At 71.8% G+C, this 17,955-nt stretch carries 15 protein-coding genes; 7 read left to right on the top strand and 8 right to left on the bottom strand.

From position 1 onward, the window contains the following. Positions 1-27 precede the first annotated feature (27 nt). Positions 28-840: an alpha/beta hydrolase gene (locus ACG04R_RS03045; RefSeq protein WP_394406383.1), complete on the top strand. Its 813-nt coding sequence runs from the start codon at positions 28-30 to the stop codon at positions 838-840. Here ACG04R_RS03045 and ACG04R_RS03040 read toward each other — a convergent pair. The 5 genes from ACG04R_RS03040 to ACG04R_RS03020 form a co-directional block, all read right to left on the bottom strand. Continuing rightward, positions 827-3,886 (bottom strand): ligand-binding sensor domain-containing diguanylate cyclase, encoded by a 3,060-nt coding sequence (locus ACG04R_RS03040; protein ID WP_394406381.1) that lies wholly within the window; start codon positions 3,884-3,886, stop codon positions 827-829. The two genes, ACG04R_RS03045 and ACG04R_RS03040, sit on opposite strands and share 14 nt — an antisense overlap. A 79-nt stretch (positions 3,887-3,965) precedes the next feature. Beyond that, positions 3,966-4,691: an AAA family ATPase gene (locus tag ACG04R_RS03035; RefSeq protein WP_394406380.1), complete on the bottom strand. Its 726-nt coding sequence runs from the start codon at positions 4,689-4,691 to the stop codon at positions 3,966-3,968. 128 nt (positions 4,692-4,819) lie between these two features. Then, positions 4,820-5,503 (bottom strand): ABC transporter ATP-binding protein, encoded by a 684-nt coding sequence (locus ACG04R_RS03030; RefSeq protein WP_394406379.1) that lies wholly within the window; start codon positions 5,501-5,503, stop codon positions 4,820-4,822. A 1-nt stretch (position 5,504) separates the two neighbouring features. Next, entirely contained in the window at positions 5,505-6,761 is a 1,257-nt protein-coding gene (locus ACG04R_RS03025; protein ID WP_394406377.1) for an efflux RND transporter periplasmic adaptor subunit, read from the bottom strand. A gap of 119 nt (positions 6,762-6,880) precedes the next feature. Then, positions 6,881-9,355: an ABC transporter permease gene (locus tag ACG04R_RS03020; protein WP_394406375.1), complete on the bottom strand. Its 2,475-nt coding sequence runs from the start codon at positions 9,353-9,355 to the stop codon at positions 6,881-6,883. Between the two features lie 153 nt (positions 9,356-9,508). Between ACG04R_RS03020 and ACG04R_RS03015 the strand changes: the two genes are divergently transcribed. From ACG04R_RS03015 to ACG04R_RS03000, 4 genes are all read left to right on the top strand, one after another. Further along, positions 9,509-10,810, top strand: a complete 1,302-nt coding sequence (locus ACG04R_RS03015; RefSeq protein WP_394406373.1) for a sigma-54-dependent transcriptional regulator — start codon at positions 9,509-9,511, stop codon at positions 10,808-10,810. Beyond that, positions 10,800-11,960 (top strand): sensor histidine kinase, encoded by a 1,161-nt coding sequence (locus ACG04R_RS03010; RefSeq protein WP_394406371.1) that lies wholly within the window; start codon positions 10,800-10,802, stop codon positions 11,958-11,960. Before ACG04R_RS03015 ends, ACG04R_RS03010 begins: the two co-directional genes overlap by 11 nt. Before the next feature lie 138 nt (positions 11,961-12,098). Further along, a complete protein-coding gene (locus ACG04R_RS03005; RefSeq protein ID WP_394406370.1) occupies positions 12,099-12,821 on the top strand; it encodes a response regulator in 723 nt (240 codons plus the stop codon). 121 nt (positions 12,822-12,942) lie between these two features. After that, complete coding sequence (locus ACG04R_RS03000; protein ID WP_394406368.1) at positions 12,943-13,674, top strand: hypothetical protein; 732 nt, start codon at positions 12,943-12,945, stop codon at positions 13,672-13,674. On the opposite strand, the gene ACG04R_RS02995 is transcribed toward ACG04R_RS03000, so the two are convergent. Next, complete coding sequence (locus ACG04R_RS02995; RefSeq protein ID WP_394406366.1) at positions 13,671-15,029, bottom strand: MFS transporter; 1,359 nt, start codon at positions 15,027-15,029, stop codon at positions 13,671-13,673. The two genes, ACG04R_RS03000 and ACG04R_RS02995, sit on opposite strands and share 4 nt — an antisense overlap. Before the next feature lie 71 nt (positions 15,030-15,100). On the opposite strand from ACG04R_RS02995, the gene ACG04R_RS02990 reads away from it, so the two are divergent. Together ACG04R_RS02990 and queE are read left to right on the top strand one after the other, a co-directional pair. Then, entirely contained in the window at positions 15,101-16,201 is a 1,101-nt protein-coding gene (locus ACG04R_RS02990) for a 6-carboxytetrahydropterin synthase (RefSeq protein ID WP_394406364.1), read from the top strand. Then, positions 16,198-16,827: a 7-carboxy-7-deazaguanine synthase gene (gene queE, locus ACG04R_RS02985; RefSeq protein ID WP_394406362.1), complete on the top strand. Its 630-nt coding sequence runs from the start codon at positions 16,198-16,200 to the stop codon at positions 16,825-16,827. Before ACG04R_RS02990 ends, queE begins: the two co-directional genes overlap by 4 nt. 2 nt (positions 16,828-16,829) lie before the next feature. Here the strand turns inward: queE and ACG04R_RS02980 are convergent, their stop codons facing one another. Next, positions 16,830-17,204: a hypothetical protein gene (locus tag ACG04R_RS02980; protein ID WP_394406360.1), complete on the bottom strand. Its 375-nt coding sequence runs from the start codon at positions 17,202-17,204 to the stop codon at positions 16,830-16,832. A gap of 66 nt (positions 17,205-17,270) precedes the next feature. Beyond that, positions 17,271-17,939: an OmpW/AlkL family protein gene (locus ACG04R_RS02975; RefSeq protein WP_394406358.1), complete on the bottom strand. Its 669-nt coding sequence runs from the start codon at positions 17,937-17,939 to the stop codon at positions 17,271-17,273. Between the last annotated feature and the right edge of the window lie 16 nt (positions 17,940-17,955).

The raw sequence follows: 17,955 nt of genomic DNA, 5'->3' as shown, positions 1-17,955 counted from the left end.
ACGGCCGCCACCCCATCCAAGCCCTCCATGCGACGCCGCCTGCTGCTGACCCTGCCCCTGCTCACCACCCTGCCGGCGCGCGCCGCGGCCTCCACGGCGCTGCCGAGCGTCCGGGTCATCGAGCCGCCGCTGGCCATGCCCGGCCTCGACCGCCAGCGCACGCTGCGCCTGTGCCTGCCGGCCAGCTACGCCAGCGAGCCGGGCCGGCGCTACCCGGTCATCTACATGCACGACGGCCAGAACCTGTTCGACGCGGCCACCAGCTTCGCCGGCGAATGGGGCGTGGACGAAACGATGCAGACGCTCGGCTTCGAGGCGCTGGTCGTCGGCATCGACAACGGGGGCGAGCACCGCAACACCGAGATGGCACCCTACGACCACCCGGAGCTGGGCAAGGCCGAAGGGCGGGCCTACCTGGACTTCATCGTGAAGACGGTCAAGCCGTTCATCGACGCCGGCTGGCGCACGCAGGCCGGGCGCGAGCACACAGCCATGATCGGCAGCTCGATGGGCGGCCTCATCAGCCACGCGGCGATGCTGTGGCATGGCGACACGTTCAGCCGCTTCGGCCTGTTCAGCCCGTCGTACTGGGCCGCTCCGCAGCTGTTCGACGACACGGCCCGGGCCACGCTGCCGACGGATACGCGCGTCCACCTGTACTGCGGCGGCCGCGAGGGCGGCAGCATGGCCGGGCAGACGCGTCAGATGCACAGGCGGCTGGCACGTCAGCTGCCGCCGGAACAGCTGGGCATCCACATCGCCGCGGAGGCACAGCACAACGAGGCTGCATGGCGCGCCGAGCTGCCGGCGGCGCTGAAATTCCTGTTCAGGCCGGGCTGAAGGCGTCGTCGTCCACGCTGCGGGCCACGTCCAGCCGCGTCTCGCGCTGCCAGGCCTCCAGGCTGTCGGGCGCCTCCCGCGGGCTCAGCCCGTTGCTGCGGACGGCGCCCACGTAGCCGTCACGCCCCTGTGCCTTGGCGGCGTACAGCGCCGAGTCGGCCAGGCCCAGGCAGGCGCGCCAGTCCCACAGGCGCGGATGGCGCGGGTCCAGCGGGAAGGCACAGAAGCCGATGGACACGGTCACGTGCACGGTCTCGCCGGGGCCGATGTCGAAGGGCTTGTCGCGCACCGCGGCGCAGACGCGCGCGGCCAGCTCGGCGGCGTCGCGGCGCTCGGTCTCGCGGGCCAGGACGAGGATCTCCTCGCCGCCCCAGCGCACCAGCGAGTCGGTCTCGCGGAACACGCCGCGCAGCCGCTCGGCCAGCTGCACCAGCACGGCATCGCCGGCCGCGTGGCCGTGCTGGTCGTTGATGCGCTTGAAGTGGTCCAGGTCCAGCAGCAGCAGCAGCAGGTCGGCGTCCGGGCCCGGGCCGGCATCGTCGGGCGTCTCGAAGCGGCGCAGGCACAACGCAAGGTCGTCGTCCAGCCGCAGCTCCAGGTAGCGGCGGTTGCGCAGGCCGGTCAGCGTGTCGGTGAGGCTGAGCTCGCGCAGCTCGGCGGTGCGCTCGTCCACCAACGCCTGCAGCTCGGCCTCGTTCTGGCGCAGCTGGCGGGTGCGCCAGCGCGTCCAGCCCCAGACGCCGGCGAGCAGCGCGACGAGGCCGGCGGCGCGCGCCAGGTCCGTCTCCCACCAGGCGGGCTCCAGGTCGATGGGCAGCTGCAGCGTCTCGCCGCTCCACAGCGACTGATGTGCCGTGGCGCGCACCTGCAGCACATAGTGGCCGGGCCGGAGCGGGCCGAAGCTCGGGTTGCGGCCAGCAGCGTCGACGCGCGTCCAGTCGTCTTCCAGGCCCTGCAGCCGGTACTCGTAGCGCAGGCGGGATGGGTCGGCGTAGTCCAGCGCCGCGAACTCGATGGACAGCGTGCGCTTGCCTGGCGGCAGCGTCAGCGCCTGGCCCGGCGTGCCCGGTGGCGCCCAGCGATGGCCGTTCACGCGCAGGCCGCTGATGACCAGCGGCGGCGCACCGCGCTCGGGCTGCCAGGCATCGGGCAGCACGCGCAGCAGGCCGCGGCTGCCGCCGAACAGCAGGCCGCCGCCCGGCAGCTCGGTACTGGCAAAGAACCAGAAGCTGCCGAAGTTGGCGCCTTCGGCATTGCCGAAGCTGTCCAGCCGGTCGGTGCCGGGGTCGTAGACGTAGAGCTGGCTCCAGATGCGGCCCTGCGCATCCTCGTGCAGGTGGCCGCCGAACACGCCCTCCAGGCCGAGCCGCTCGCTGACGCGCTCGAAGCGCGCGCGGCCCTGGGCGTCCCACCCCTTCAGGCGGTGCAGGCCGGCCGCCGTGGTGTCCACCCACAGGCGCCCGTCGTGCGCCCACAGCAGCGCGATGACGGCCGGACTGCCCAGCCCCTCGTCCGGTGACTGCGGCACGGGCTCCAGGCCGCCGCGGCCGGGCTCGCGCTCGCGCAGCAGCCCCGGCTGGCCGCCCACCCACAGCCGGCCGTCCGGTGCCTGGCGCAGCACGTAGATGCCACCGTGCAGCTTCTGGTCGTTCAGCGCATGCACGCGCTCCAGTGCCGCCGCGTCGGGGCCGGCGAGCCGGTACAGGCCTTCCTGCATCCCCAGCCAGACGCTGCCGTCCGCGCGCAGCAGCAGTTGCTGGGCACGGCCGCCGTCCAGCGCCCAGTCACGCAACAGGTGGCCGTCGGCAGCGCGATGCTCCAGCCGGCCGGCCGCGGCCATCCACAGGCTGCCGTCCGCCGCCTCGGCCATGATCTCGACAACCGTGTGCCGCTCGCGCGGCCATTCGCCCAGCGTGGCCAGGTCGCGGCCGGGGCGGCCGTCCAGGCGCACGACATGGCCGGTCTGCGTGGGCGCCAGCACCTCACCGTTCTTCAACGCCAGCAGCGCACGCACGTCGGCCTCGGCCAGCGGGCCGCCGGGGTCGGCGTCCGGCCCGCGCACGGCAAGCGCCGGGTGGCTGAGGTGGCGCTGCACGCCCAGGCCGTAGCCGCTGACCCACATCGCGCCGCTATGGTCGCGCAGCAGGCCGCTGATGTCGTTGCCGGCCAGACCCATCGCGCGGCGCGGGTCCTGGCGCAGCCGGGCCTGGACGGCGCCGCTGGCCGCGTCGACCCAGAACACACCGTTCTTGCTGCCCACCCACAACCGGCCGTCGCCCCCCTGCGCCAGCGCCTGGATGGGCAGGCCCAGCGCCTGCACCCAGCGCACGCGGCCCTGCTCGACGACGCCGAGGTGCCCGTCCTGCGTACCCAGCCACAGCCGGCCCTGGTTGTCCTCGGCGAGAGCCAGCACCGGCACGCCCTGGGACGGGTCGGGCAGGTCCGGCAGCGGCAGCTCCTGCCAGGCCTTGCCGACGCGCCGTGCCAGGCCGCGCCAGTGGCCGGCCCAGACCGTGCCGTCGGCACCGGCCAGCAACGACAGCACGCGCGTCTCGGGCTCGCCGTGCGAGGCCAGCACCTGCGGCTCGACCTGCTTCGTGCCCGGGTCGTAGCGGTACAGGCCGCGGCCCATCGTGCCGACCCAGACGGCACCGTCGCGGCCCTCGGCCACGGCCCGGATGGGCGCCTGCGGTGCACTCTCGGCGTGGCGCTCGACGCGGTCGGTCAGCGGGTCGTAGGCCACCAACCCGAGGAACTCCGTGCCAATCCACATCCGCCCGCCGGCCGATGGCGCCATCGCCCGCACCCAGCCCAGGCCCCGCTTGGGCGAAGCCTCGTCACCGGCCAGCTCGATGGGCCGCAGCCGGTAGCCGTCGTAGCGTGTCAGGCCCTTGCTCGTCGCGATCCACATCAGCCCCGCCCGGTCCTGCGCGATGGCCGGCACCGAGTTCTGCGGCACCGTCACGCTGCGGAACTGCACCTCCAGCGGGCCAGCCCCGGCATCGGCCCGGGCCACGCCCAGGACGAGCACGATCAGCAGGGCCACCAGGGGCCCACGAACTAGGGGGTGGAACATGAGACGCATCCTAAGCGCCGGGCCGGGCCTCGGGCGGTGCCGGCGCCCCTCAGGACAGCAGCCGATCCAGCATCCTGCACGGATCTGCCATGAATTCCCGCATCACGCGGAAGTGCTCCGTGTCTTCATAGCCCACGCGGTGGATGCCGTCGGCGTCGAAGCGGTAGACCCAGGCGTCGGGGTAGGCCATCAGGATGGGCGAGTGCGTCGCGATGACGAACTGCGAGTCTTGCTGTACCAGATCGTGCATGCGCTCCAGCGCATCCAGCTGGCGCTGCGGCGAGAGGGCCGCCTCGGGCTCGTCGAGCAGGTAGAGGCCTCGGCCGCCGAAGCGCTCGGTGAGCAGCTTGAGGAAGGACTCGCCATGGGACTGCTCGTGCAGCGAGCGGTTGCCGTAGAAGTCCACGACCCCCAGACGATCGATCTCGGTGGCGACGTTGAAGAAGCTCTCGGCGCGCAGGAAGTACCCGTCCCGCCACCGCTTCACGCCCTTGGCCACGCGCAGGTATTCGTGCAGCACGGAGTGCGACGCCCGCGTGCCGAAGTTGAAGTTGCGGCTACCGCCCTCGGCGTTGAAGCCCAGCGACACCGCCAGCGCCTCCAGCAGCGTCGACTTGCCGGAGCCGTTCTCGCCGACGAAGAACGTCACCTTGGGGTGCAGCTCCAACGGATGGTCCAGCGTTCGCACCGCCGGCAGGTTGAACGGATAGCGGTCGAAGGACTCGACCTTGTCGCGCTGCAGGGCGAGGTGGAAGACGAATTGGGAGGCGAGCATCACGGTTCCGCACATCGGATGCGGAACTATGCAGCAGCGGTTTTTCGCCAAGGCCCATGCCGGGATTTGCCTTCGGCGAAACCTTCGGTTTTCGTCCCGGCACGTCTCAGACGCGCCAACCCTAAGCATCACACCACCGCCGCCACCGCATCCACCACCACCCGCCCATCCAGCAACCGCAACGTCCGCGACGCCTGCGCCGCATGCTCCAGCGAGTGGGTCACCATGACCAGCGTCGTCCCGTCGCCATTCAGCTCGCGCAGGATGCGCATGACCTCGGCGCCATGGGCGCTGTCGAGGTTGCCGGTGGGTTCGTCAGCCAGCAGCAGCGCGGGCCGCGCCGCGATTGCGCGGGCAATGGCCACGCGCTGCTGCTGGCCGCCGCTGAGCTGGCTGGGCCGGTGGCCGGCACGGTGGGTCAGGCCCAGGCGCTCCATCACCTCGGCGACGCGCGCCCGCCGCTGCCGGGCGGGCAGCTCGCCGTACTCCAGCGCCAGCGCGATGTTCTCGGCCACGGTCAGGTCGTCGATGAGGTTGAAGCTCTGGAACACGAAGCCGATGCGGCCACGGCGCAGCGTGTTGAGCTGCTTCTCGCTCCAGCCCGCCACGTTGTGGCCGTCGAACCAGTACTCGCCGCCGCTGGGCGCATCCAGCAGGCCGAGGATGCCCAGCAGCGTGGACTTGCCGCAGCCCGACGGTCCGGTGATGGCGAGGTATTCGCCGGCCTCGATGTCGAGGTCGATGCGATCCAGCGCCGTGGTCTCGATGTCGCCGGTGCGGAAGGTCTTGGTGAGGTGCTTGAGCTGGAACATGTCAGTTGAGATCCAAGGCTGATGCGCCCACGAAGGCGCGGTAAGGAGAGACGACGACCTGATCGCCGGGCTGCAGGCCGCCGAGGACTTCGATGACGCCATCAGCCCGGCGGCCCAGCTGCAGCGGGCGGCGCGGCGCGTGGCGGCCGTCGGCGTCGAGCACGAAGGCCCAGGCGCCGCCGGTGTCGGCGTAGAAGCCGCCGTCGGGCAGCAGCAGCACGGGCTTGGCCTCGCCCAGCGTGAGCCGCACGTCCAGGCCCTGGCCGACCTGCAGCGGCGGCGGGTCGGCGTCGAAGGTCAGCTCGACGCTGAAACGGCCGTCCTTGACCTGCGGGTCGATGCGGGCAACGTGCAGCGCGTGCTCGCGGCCCTCGTGCGTGAGCTGCGCGGCCAGGCCTTCGCGCACGCGGCCGAGGTGGAACTCGTCCAGCCGCAGGTCCAGCTTGAAGCGGCCCAGGCTGTCCAGCCTCGCGATGCGGGTGCCGCTGCGCACGCTCTCGCCGACCTGCAGCGCCAGCCCGGTCACGCGGCCGGCCACCGGCGCGCGCACGGCGAGGCCCGCGCTGGCGGCGCGCATCGCGTCCAGCCGCTTGTCGAGGTCCGTCACGGCACGCTGCATGGCCTGCACGGACTGCTCGCGCACGGCCAGCTCCTCGCGGCCGTCGGCCTGCTGCTGCGCGAACAGGCGTTCAGCCATCGCCAGCTTGTCCGCCGAATCCTCCAGCGCCGCCGGCGACAGGAAGCCCGTGGCCGCCAGCTCGCGGTTGCGCCGGTGCAGGCGGCGCACGCGCTCCAGCTCGAACTGCGCCTCGGTCAGCGTGCGGCGCTGCGCTGCCTGCGCCTGCATCCACGCGGCGCGTAGCGTCGAGAAGTTGGCCAGCTGCTGGGCGGCCTCGCTGCTGCGCGCCATCAGCTCCTGCGCCCGCTGCGTGCTGTTCAGCACGACCAGCAGTTGCCCCGCCTCGACGCGGTCGCCGTCCTTCACCAGCACCTGCTCGACGCGGCCGTCCTCCGTCGCGTCGAGCAGCACGGACTGCAGCGGCTGCGCCGTCGCGCGGCCGACGACGACGTCGCGGAAGACGCCGGCCCTGGCCGCGGCGATCTCCACGTCGGCCCGTGACACCGGCACGCCGCGCGGCCAGTAGCGCACCAGCAGCCAGGCCGCCACCAACGCGACCAGGACGGCCGACGCGGCCAGCCCATAGCGCCGCGGCACTACCACGCGGCGGTCCATCGCGGCGCCGGAATTCGCGCCCACGGGCCGAGCGCCGGGCTGCGCCCGAGCCGGCCCGTCCTGGCGATGTGCCAGCGGCTCAACGCCGCTGGATTCGCGGTCCCCGCGGGTGGCCGACCAAGGTACTCCTTGGACGAGGGGCTTCATTGCCGCAACGCCTGCAGTGGCCGCAACGCCAGTGCAGCATGCAGGTGGCGCGCCACGGCGCCAGCCGTGACGACGGCCAGCAGCACGACCACCGCCAGCAGCACCCGCAGCGAGCCCGGCCCCATCGGGGCGCGTTCGACAAAGCCCGCGAGGTAGCGCTGCGACAGCCAGGCCGCCACCGGCAGCGCGACGATGCAGGCCGCCGCCAGCACGCCGGCGAACTCCATCGTCAGCAGCCGCGCGACGGCACCGGCCCCCGCGCCATGCAGCTTGCGCAGCACGATCTCGCGCTCGCGCAATCGCAGCGTGTAGGCAGCCAGCGCGTAGATGCCCACGGCCGCCAGGCCCAGCGCCATCAGGCCGGCCAGGCCCACCAGCCGGCCCAGCCGCGTGTCGTCGGCCATCCGCTGCAGCACCATGTCGCGCGCCGGCAGCGCGCTCGCCTCGGCGTCCGGGAAGGTCTTGTTGATGAGGGCCGTCAGCTTGTTGCGCGTGGCCAGCGGGTCACGCGAGTGCACGCTGATGACGCCGGCACTTCGGCCGGCCACCGGCGCGATGGCATGCGGCCGAGGTGGGCTGCGCGGTTCCTCCAGCCGGATGTCGTCGATGACGGCCACCACCGTGGCCGGCTTGCCGTCGCGGTAGGTGGGCGCCACGCCCAGCGTCTGGCCGATGGCCGCCTCGGGGCTCGCAAAGCCGAGGGCACGAACGGCGCTGCGATCCAGCACGATGGCGTTCTGCGCGGCCTCGGCCACGTGGTCGGCCGACAGCCGGCCGGCGACGATGCGCATGCCGTAGGTCTGCAGATAGCCCGGCGTGAAATCGACACCGGTGCGCAGGTTCGCCGCCACGCCGCCAGGGCCGCGGAAGTCCGAATACCAGCTGGCGAAGTCGCGCCCCGGCACGTCGTCGGCCGCCGCTGCGGCGATGACCTCGGGCCAGCGTCGCACCTCGTCAAGCAGCGATGTCGTCTGCGCGGGCTCGCACCACCACGGCAGCTCGATGGCCACGCGGTCCTGCAGCTCGAAGCCCCGCGGCATCGTGCCGGCGTGCTCCGTCTGCCACAGCACCGTCAGCGCCAGCGCGGCGAACAGCGCGGCAGCGCTGAACTGGCCGGTCGTCATCAGGCGGCGCAGCCAGCGGCTGGCGGCGCCCTCGGTGTGGCTGCGGCCGGCCAGCGACTCGGCGGGGCGCACGCGCAGCGCGATGGTCGTCAGCGGCAATGCGCTGAGTGCGGCAACACCGGCGCACAGTGCGCCGGTCAGCGCCACCATGCCGGGGCTGAGCACCGGCGCGTGGAAGGAATGCTGCATCAGCACCTCGGCGAGCGGCACGGCCCACCAGGCCAGCAGCAGGCCCAGCATGCCGGCCAGGCCGGCGACGACGGCTGCCTCGCGGAAGAACTGCATCGCCAGCCTCGCCGCCCCGGCGCCGAGCGACTTGCGCAACCCGATCTCCCGCTGGCGCCTGAGCGTGCGCACGCTCCACAGGTTGACGAAGTTGATGACCGCCAGTGCCAGCACACCGGCCGCCGCCGCGGCCAGGCTGCCCAGCTGCAGCCGGCGCTGCGGGCTGCCCGCGCCGTACAGGCCCACGTCCACGACAGGCATCGCGCGCAGGTAGGCCCAGGCGCCACCGCCCTTCAGAAAGTCAGCGGGCAAGCCTGGGGGCGTAGGCTGCTGCGCCAGCAGGCGCTGCGCCAGGGCCGTCATCTGCCCGGCCGTGGCGCCGGGCCGCAGGCGGGCGAACAGCTGGCCGTTGGACGAGCTCCAGCTGTCCGACAGCTTGAGATAGGTCTTGGCGGCAGGCGAGTGGAAGCCTGTCAGCACGTCGAAGGTCAGCGAGCCGTTGAGGTTGGGCGTGGGCAGCACGGCCCGCACGGTCAGCGGGAACTGCATGGCCGGCGCGCTGCCGTCGGGCGCGGGCGGCAGCGAGATGGTGAAGCTGCGGCCGAGCACCTTCGTCGTGCCGAAGAGGCGCTCCGCGGCATCCACGCTCAGCGCCACAGCGTCCGGCGAGCCCAGCGCCGCCTGCAGATCGCCGGCCAGCGGACGCAGCGCGAACAAGGCCTGCACATCGGCGTCGGCCAGTGCGATGACGAGCCGGGTGCTGCGCTGCACGCCCTGCGATTCGGCCGCCTGGGCAGGCAGCTGCGAGCGCAGCACCCGCGTCGCGGCCTCGATGGGCGCGCCGTTGGCCAGCAGCGCGGCGTGCAGGGGCACGGCCGGCACGTTGCCGAACCAGGGGGTCGTGCTGCCGCCGGGGCCCCGCACCCGCCACTCGAAGGTGACCAGGCGCTCGGGCTCGGGCAGGTCGCCGTCGGGCCAGAGCATGTCGTGCAGGAAGCTGGCCGTCAGCAGCGTGAGCGCCAGGCCCAGCGCGAGGCCGGCGATGACGAGGGCGGACGTGCCGGGCTCGGCGCGCAGCTGGCGCCAGGCGCTGCGCCAGGTGGTGGCGGTGATCAGGGTCATGGTCGGGCTTTCTGCAAAAGGCGGGCCAGCGGGTTCTGCCCGGGAAGCGAGGTCATTCGGCCGCTGAGCGTCCGCTTGCGGACACACGCACTGTCCGGTTCCGGACACCGCCTTGCCGAGGCGGACACCGCACACCTACAGTCGCGGCCTTCCATGCCCGGCATCCTCATCCTCGACGACGACCCCGACGTGGCGCTGGCCGCGCGGCTGGCGCTGCGCAGGCTCGGTGCCGTCGCCGTACGCAACGACCCCGGCCAACTGATCGCGGCGCTGGACGAGATCGCGCCCGACGTGCTGCTGCTGGACATGAACTTCATGCCCGGCGCCAGCGACGGCGCGGCCGGGCTGGCGCTGCTGCGCGAGGTCGTCGCGCGTCGCGACGCGCCGGCCGTCGTTGTCATGACGGCCTACGCCGAGGTCGAGCTGGCCGTGCAGGCGCTCAAGGGCGGCGCGGTGGACTTCATCACCAAGCCCTGGCCCAACGAACGCCTGGTCGCCTGCGTGCAGGCCGCGCTTGCCCGCCGGGCGCCGGCAACTGCCGTCGGCGAGCTGCTGGGCGAATCGGCCGCGATGCAGTCGCTGCGCGCGCAGATCGCGCAGGTCGGCGCGAGTGAAGCCAGCGTGCTGATCCTCGGCGAGAACGGCGTCGGCAAGGAGCTGGTGGCCCGTGCGCTGCACCGTGCGTCGCCCCGCGCGGCGGGGCCGCTGCTGGCCGTGGACATGGGCTCGCTGCCCGAGGCGCTGGTGGAGAGCGAGCTGTTCGGCCACAAGCGCGGCAGCTTCACGGATGCGCGCGAGTCGCGGCCGGGGCGCTTCGTCGCGGCGGCCAGCGGCACGCTGTTCCTGGACGAGATCGGCAACCTGCCCTTGCCGCAACAGGCCAAGCTGCTGGCCGCGCTGGAGCGCCGCGAGGTGACGCCCGTGGGCAGCGACAAGCCGGTGCCGGTCGACGTGCGTGTGCTGGCCGCTACCAACGTGCCCGAAGCCGAGCTGTTCGACGCGCGGCGCTTCCGCCCGGACCTGCTGTACCGCCTCAACACCGTGGTGCTGCGCGTGCCGCCGCTGCGCGAGCGTGGCGCCGCTGACGTGACGGGGTTGCTGCGCCACTATCTCGCTCACTTCGCTGGCGCAAAGCCGGCGCGCGACATCGATGCCGACGCGCTCGCGCGCCTGGCCGCCTACCGCTGGCCCGGCAACGTGCGCGAGCTGCGCCAGGCCTGCGAGCGCGCGACGCTGCTGGCGCGCGGACCGGTCTTCACGTGGGCAGACTTCGGCCTCGTCGACAGAACGGCCCCGGCCGCGCCTGAGGAGCCCACACTGGACCTGGAGCAACGCGAGCGCGAGGCCGTGCAGGCCGCGCTGGCGCAGGCCGAAGGCAATATCAGCCAGGCCGCCAGGCTGCTGGGCGTGAGCCGTGCGGCGCTGTACCGCCGGCTCGAGAAGCATGGGCTCTGACAGGACACGCACAGCCCTTGCGGCGCTGCTGCTGGCCGCCAGCACGGCCGGCGTGGCCGCGTGGCCAGACTCGCCGCGGCTGCTGGTCGCCTGCGGGCTTGTAGGCCTCCTCGCTGCGGCCTTCGGCTGGGCCGCGCTGAGCCGCCTCGCCCACCGGCCCGCGCCACTGCCACCCGACCCGCCGCCCGTGCCACAGCCCAACCTGGACGCCGCGCTGGAGCACGCGCCGCTGGCGCTGTGGCGCCTTGTCGCCGGCCATGCGCCGCTGGCGCTGAACGCCGCCGCGCGCCGCCTCATCGCACCGGGCCGCGCCGTCGAGCCCGCGGCGCTGCTCGCGCTGCTGGACGCCCAGCCCGGCCGGCGCGTCGTCACGCTGCCCACCGAGCACGGCCAGGAACGCGCGGTGCTGGCCGTGTCGGCGCTGACCGTGCAGGGCCAGGCCTGGCGGCTGGCGGCGCTGGCGCCCATCGAGTCGGAGCTGGAGACCGAGACGCTGGTGGCGTGGCGCCAGCTGGTGCAGGTGCTGACGCACGAGATCATGAATTCGCTGACGCCCATCGCGTCGCTGGCCGCCAGCGCGCCGGCACTGCTGGAGGCGGGCGAGCACGAGGAACTGCAGGCCGCGCTCGCCGCACTGGCGCGGCGGGCGGCGCATCTGCAGGGTTTCGTCGAGCGCTACCGCAGCGTCAGCCAGCCACCGGCGCCGACGCTGGTCGATACGCCGCTGCAGCCGCTGCTGCAGGCCGTACAGCGGCTGGTGTCGCCGGCCTGGGAGGCGGCGGGGGGTTCGGTCGTCGTGACCGTGGCGCCCGAGACGCTGGCGCTGCGCACCGACGCGGCCCAGCTGGAGCAGGTGCTCATCAACCTCGCGCAGAACGCGCTGCAGGCCTGCGCCGGGCGGCCGTCGCCCCAGCTGACCGTCGACGCCCGCCTGAGCCGCGGCGCACGGCTGCGGCTGACGGTGGCCGACAACGGCCCGGGCGTCGCGCCGGGGCTGGAGCAGCGCATCTTCACGCCCTTCTTCACGACTCGCGAAGGCGGCAGCGGCGTGGGCCTGGCCGTCGTGCGCCAGCTGGTGCACGGCCTGGGCGGCACGGTGCGCCACGCCAAGCGGCCGGGTGGCGGCGCCTGCTTCGTCGTGACCTTTTGACCCCTCGCCCGCCGCCGGCCCACTGTAAAAACTGCGCAAAGAGGGGAAATCTGCGGCCCATGCCCCCGGAAAAGTCGGCTTTCCTCGATGGTGAGGCATGGTGACGGGTGATAGGCTTCCCGCCCAAACACCCCGGGGATGGAGTCGATGTTTCACGAGTTGCAGGAGTTGTTGGGCGCCTACCTGATGCCGGTATTGATCGCGATACCGCTGGCGGTCATCGTGCTCATCGCCGCCTTCAAGCGTGACGACTACCGCCCGCCGCGCGAGTACACGCCGCCACCGCGTCCGCCCGAGGGCCAGCGCCCCCGGGCCGCGCAGGCACCGGTCGTGCTGCCGCCGCTGCCGGGCCAGCCCGGCGCCGGCCCGACGATGGCCAGCGCCTTCGTCACCGCCCCCACGCCGATGCTGCCGCCGCCCCCGCCGGTGCCCGAGGGGCCGCCGGCCGTGCTCATCGCCGACGACTCCGCCGTCGTGCGCACCAAGCTCAAGCGCCTGCTCGAAGGCGCCGGCTTCACGGTCGTGCAGGTCAACGACGGCAACGAGGCGCTGGCCGAGCTGGAGAGCCGGCCCGAGATCGCCGTGCTGATCACGGACCTGGAAATGCCCAACAAGGACGGCTTCGAGCTGATCGCCGACGTGCACGGCAGCCTGGCCACCGAGGACCTGCCCGTCATCGCCATCACCGGCCACGACGAACTGCACGGCCGCGTGGGCCAGATCGAGGGCGTCTACGGCATCTTCAAGAAGCCCTGGAACGACCGTGAGCTGCTCAAGCGCGTCGAATCGCTGATGCACCTGCGCACGGCGGCGTCGCGGCGCGGACGGCGCGCCACCGATCTGCGGCCCAGCGCCGGCTGACCGGCGCACAGCGCTCCCCCGGTCCAGGCCGAGGTGCCCGACAAGGCGCCTCGGCCTTCGTACTTGGGGGCCGCGTTCCAGCGGCCATAAGTTCTGCGACGCTGCGCTAACCTCACAGCCCATGAACACGTTCATTCCCGATCTTGTCGCCCCTGACGAACTGCCCACGCAAACCGCGCTGGAAGACAAGTTCGGCGGCCTACCTTGGGGCCTGCCACCGCAGTTGTGGCCCGTCTGTGCCGACTGCGGTCTACCGCAAACATTCCTCTCGCAGTTCGTGCACCACCCGCAGCGGCTGAATCTCGGCCGCCCCGGACGCATGTTGTTCGCGTTCCAGTGCATGCACGACCCGGGCGTGTGTGAGACGTGGGATGGCACGTCCGGCGCCAACGCCTGCCTTGTCTTGGAACCCGAACAGCTGCAGGACAGCCCGACGGCGGTGCCCGAAGACGGCGTGCCTCTGGAACTGGAACTGCGCGTGGTGGACTGGATCGCGCAGGACGACGGCATCACACCGGAGCAAGCGCAGTCCTTCCTGGCGCGCGACTTCGACACCTACCTGGCGCTGCCCGACGCGGTGCGTGATCTGCCCACCGGCGTCACGCGCCTGGGCAGCGTACCGCTGTGGGTGCAGAGCCCGGAAGAGGCCCCCGACGGGAACGGCTGGCGCTTTGTCGGCCAGTTGGAGGGCGCCCACCGCTTGCAGCGCCCGCCCCGCACGCGCCTGAACCCAAACGACGAGGACGGCACCTCGCTGTGGTGCGACGGCCCAAACTTCGGCGGAGGCCTGGCCTACCTTTTCGTGGACACCGAGGCATCACCGCCCCAAGGGCATCTGTTCTGGCAGTGCTAGCCGACGCGCCAGACCCGCGGGCTCAGCGCCGACGCCACGCCAGCCAGCACCCAGGCCATCGCCAGCACCGGCAGCACCTGCTGCGTCGATGGATCGAACAGCAGGCCGGCCAGCGCCAGCGCGGCGCTGCTGACCAAGGCGTCGCTCAACTGCAGCGCGGACGTGTTGCTGCCCTGCTCGGCTGGCGGCGACAGCTTCAGCAGCAGCACCGACAGCATCGGGAACGACAGCCCGATGCCCAGCCCCACGCCCACCCAACCCACGAGCGCCAGCCACGATGGCAGCGCTGCCCACACCACCGGTGTCATGACGACGGCCAGCCCCGCTGCCGCCAGCGCAAAACCTGACGGCAGCAGCCGGCGCCGCGCGGCCTCGCCGCTGACGCGCGCCTGCACGGCGCTGCCGATGCTCCACGTGACCGCGCCGGCACTGAGCGCGACGCCGGCCTGCGTGAGGCTCCAGCCGAAATGCTGGGTCAGCAGCAGCGGCAGGAAGGCCTCGGCGCTGGCGAACGCCGCCGCGATGAAGCCGCGCAGCAGGATGACCGTCGGCAAGCCGCGCGCGGCCCTGAGCGTGCCGGCCGGCAGCAGCCGGCGTGCGGCGATGAAGGCGGCCAGCAGCCCCAGCCCGAACAACCCGGCCGCACCGGCGCCGCGCTGCTGGCTGGCCGCGTGCAGCATCAGCGCCCCGGCGCTGGCCAGCAGCGCCCAGCGCATCGCATCCCACCGCAAGGCCTCGCCGCTGCCGCGGCCCGCGCGCTTCAACGCCGGCAACATCAGCGCCGCCGCCACCGGCACCGCCGCTGCGACGGCCAGGAACACCGAGCGCCAGCCCAACCCCTGCACGAGGAACGACGCCAGCGCCGGCCCGACCAACCCGGGCACGACCCAGGCGCCGGCGAACATCGCGAACAGCCTGGGGTGCAGCGGCGCCGGCACGACCTGACCCACGCCGACGTACAACGCCACGCCCAGCACGCCGCTGCCCAGGCCCTGCAGCGCCCGGCCGGCAACCAGCACCGTCATGTCGGGCGCGAAGCCGGCCAGCAGCAGCCCGGCAAGAAAGGCCGCCAGCCCGGCCAGCGACGCGCGGTAGGGCCCGCGCTTGTCGCACAGCTGGCCGGCGGCTGTCATGCCCAGCACAGAGGTCGCCAGCGTCGCACCGAAAGCCAGTGCGTACAGCGGCAGCCCATTCAGCGCCGTGGCGACGGCCGGCATCGCGGTAGCGACGGCGATGGATTCGAAGGCCAGCATGGAGATCAGCGCGACGGCGCCGATGCAGGCGGCGCGGCGGCCGGGGGCGAACAGGCTTTCGGAGGCAGCGATGGGCGGGGTCACGGGATCGGCGAGGTTCATGGCTTGCAGCGTAGAAGCTCAAGCCCACTTCAAGTCAAGCAGGTTCGGGAACCCCGGGGGACAATCGGGGCATGTCAGTTTCGGTCCTCCATTGCGCCTCGGCCGGCTTCGAGTCGGCCTGCCGCATTCCCGCATTGCCCGCCTCGCACCGCAGCCACGGCCTGCATGGCCACAGCTATTTCGCCACCGTGCGCACGGCCTTGCCCGCCGGCTGGGCGGCCTTCCCTGGCGGCGAGGTCGAGGCGCTGCGCGCCCGCATGGCCGACACCGTCGCACCGCTGGACCACGCGCTGCTGAACGACCACCTCGCCGAGCCCACCGACGAGAACCTGGCCCGCTGGGTACGCAGCCGGCTGAACGCCGACGTTCCCGGCATCGTGCAGGTCGGCGTGCAGAGCACGACGCACAGCGGCGTGGACCTGGACGGCGCCGGCCACGCCCATGTGTGGCGGCGCTACCGCTTCCAGGCCGCCCACCAGTTGCCCAACGTGCCGGCCGGCCACCAGTGCGGCCGCATGCATGGCCACGGTTTCGAGGTCATCCTGCATGCCAACGCGGACCTCGGCGAGCGTGACCTCGCTATCGACTACGACCACCTCGACGAGGTCTGGGCGCCGCTGCATTTCGAGCTGAACTACCGCTGCCTGAACGACATCCCGGGCTTGCAGAACCCGACCAGCGAGAACATCTCGGCCTGGCTGTGGGATCGGCTCAAGCCGACGCTGCCCGAGCTGAGCTGGGTGACCGTCTACGAGACCGGCTCCAGCGGCGCCAACTTCAACGGCCAGAGCTACCGCATCTGGAAGGAGATGACGCTGGACAGCGCCGTTCGCATGAAGCACGCGCCCGGTGGCCACCCGCTGGCCGGTACGCATGGCCACACGTTCACGCTGCGCCTGCACCTGGCCGCGCCGCTGGACCAGGTGATGGGCTGGACGGTGGACTTCGGCGACGTGAAGTCGCTGTTCAATCCCATCTTCAAGCGGCTGGATCACCACCCGCTGTACGAGATCGCCAACCTGCCGGACGGTGACGCCTCATCGATTGCCGCCTGGGTGCTGCGCGAAGGCGGCGGCGTGCTGCCGCAGATCGACCGCGTGGACCTGTACGAAACCCGCGGCTCGGGTGCCATCGTCAGCCGGGCTGACTCCGAGGAATTGATTCCCGTATGACGTATTCGGTCAAAGAGCTGTTCTACACGCTGCAGGGCGAAGGCGCCCAGGCCGGCCGCGCGGCCGTGTTCTGCCGCTTCACCGGCTGCAATCTCTGGACCGGCCGCGAGCAGGACCGCGCGACGGCGGTCTGCACCTTCTGCGACACCGATTTCATCGGCACGGACGGCGAGGGCGGCGGCAAGTTCGCAACGGCCGACGAGCTGGCGGACACGATTGCGAAGACGTGGCCCGGCGGCGGGAAACCGTACGTCGTCTGCACCGGCGGCGAGCCGCTGCTGCAGCTGGACACACCACTGATCGACGCGCTGCACGCCCGCGGCTTCGAGATCGCCGTCGAGACCAACGGCACTCAGCCCGCGCCGCCCGGGCTGGACTGGATCTGCGTCAGCCCCAAGGCCGACGCACCGCTGGTGCTGACATCGGGCCACGAGCTGAAGCTCGTCTATCCGCAGCCGTTGGCCCAGCCCGAACGCTTCGCCGGGCTGAACTTCCAGAACTTCTTCCTGCAGCCGATGGACTCGGTGCTCAAGCGCGAGCACACGAAGGCGGCGGTGGACTACTGCATGCGGCACCCGCAGTGGCGGCTGTCGGTACAGATGCACAAGGTGGTCGGGATCGCCTGAGGTCAGCCTCGGTTAGGCAGCTTGCGAACGCCGAACTCGCGGACGACCTCGATGAGGCCGACGATATTGGCGTTCAGTTCTTCCAGCCGTTCGGCGGGCACCCACCATTCCGTGTGAAGGCCGCCGCCCACTTGCTGCACGGGAAACTCCGCCATGAATTCGGCCTTGACCTCGAAGCGAGTGACGCAACCGTAGCCACTTGCCGGCACGTTCCAGTCTCTTGCGATCTGGATGGCGTAATCCTCGTTCGTGACCGGATAGAAGATCGGCTGATCCGGCAAACGCGGCGGCCAGGCACGAAAGCCTGACTGTTCGACCAGGGCAAGTTCCTCCGGCCCCGTGGGGCGGTAGAGGACGACGACGTCGGCTTGGTTCATGAAGTTCAGTATGCAAAAGAAAAGGGAGCCCGCAGGCTCCCTTTCGTTGATCGGCGTGAAGCGCGATCAGAAGCGGTAGCCGACGCCGAACTTGATGGACACCGGGTCCAGCGTCGTCTCGATGGTCTGGCCGGTGGACAGCGAGCCCGTCGTCTTGATGAAGGTCTTGGTGACCGACAGGCTGGCAGACCAGTCCTTCGTCAAGTTGTAGGCGCCACCCAGTTCCACCGTCGTGCCGAAGCGGCTCTTCATGGACAGCGTGGTCGGGTTGCTGGGCGTACCGCCGGTGATGCCGGACAGCACCGACGTGGCCTTGGGCTTGTAGAAGTAGCCGTAGGTGACACCCGCACCGACGAAGGGACGGAAGGCGCTGCTGGCTTCGCCGAAGCGGTACTGGGCCAGCAGCGTGGCTGGCAGCGACTTGACCGTGCCGAGCTTGCCGACCCCCTGGATCGCGCCCGCGCCGACGATATCGTGCGTGAACGGTGCCGAGATCGGCAGGTCGATACTGATGTGATCGGTCCAGTAGTAGGTGATGCCACCGACGAAGGCCGTGGCCTTCTTCACGTCGATCTTGGTACCGGCCAGGCTGGGCGCGCTGAGGTCGCCACTGTCGACCTTGGGCGTGATCTGGGCGGCGCCGCCGTAGACCACGATGCTGCCAGCCGACTGCGCAAAGGCGCTGCCAGCGGCGAAGAGGGCGGCCAGCGTACCGAAGAGGAATTTGGTTTTCATGGGAAGTCTCCGATTC

It is taken from the genome of Pelomonas candidula (assembly GCF_043555985.1).
In the GTDB taxonomy this organism is placed as follows: Bacteria; Pseudomonadota; Gammaproteobacteria; order Burkholderiales; family Burkholderiaceae_C; genus Pelomonas; species Pelomonas candidula.
Note: the sequence above shows the minus strand (reverse complement) of the source record. Positions and strands in the feature narration are given on the sequence as shown.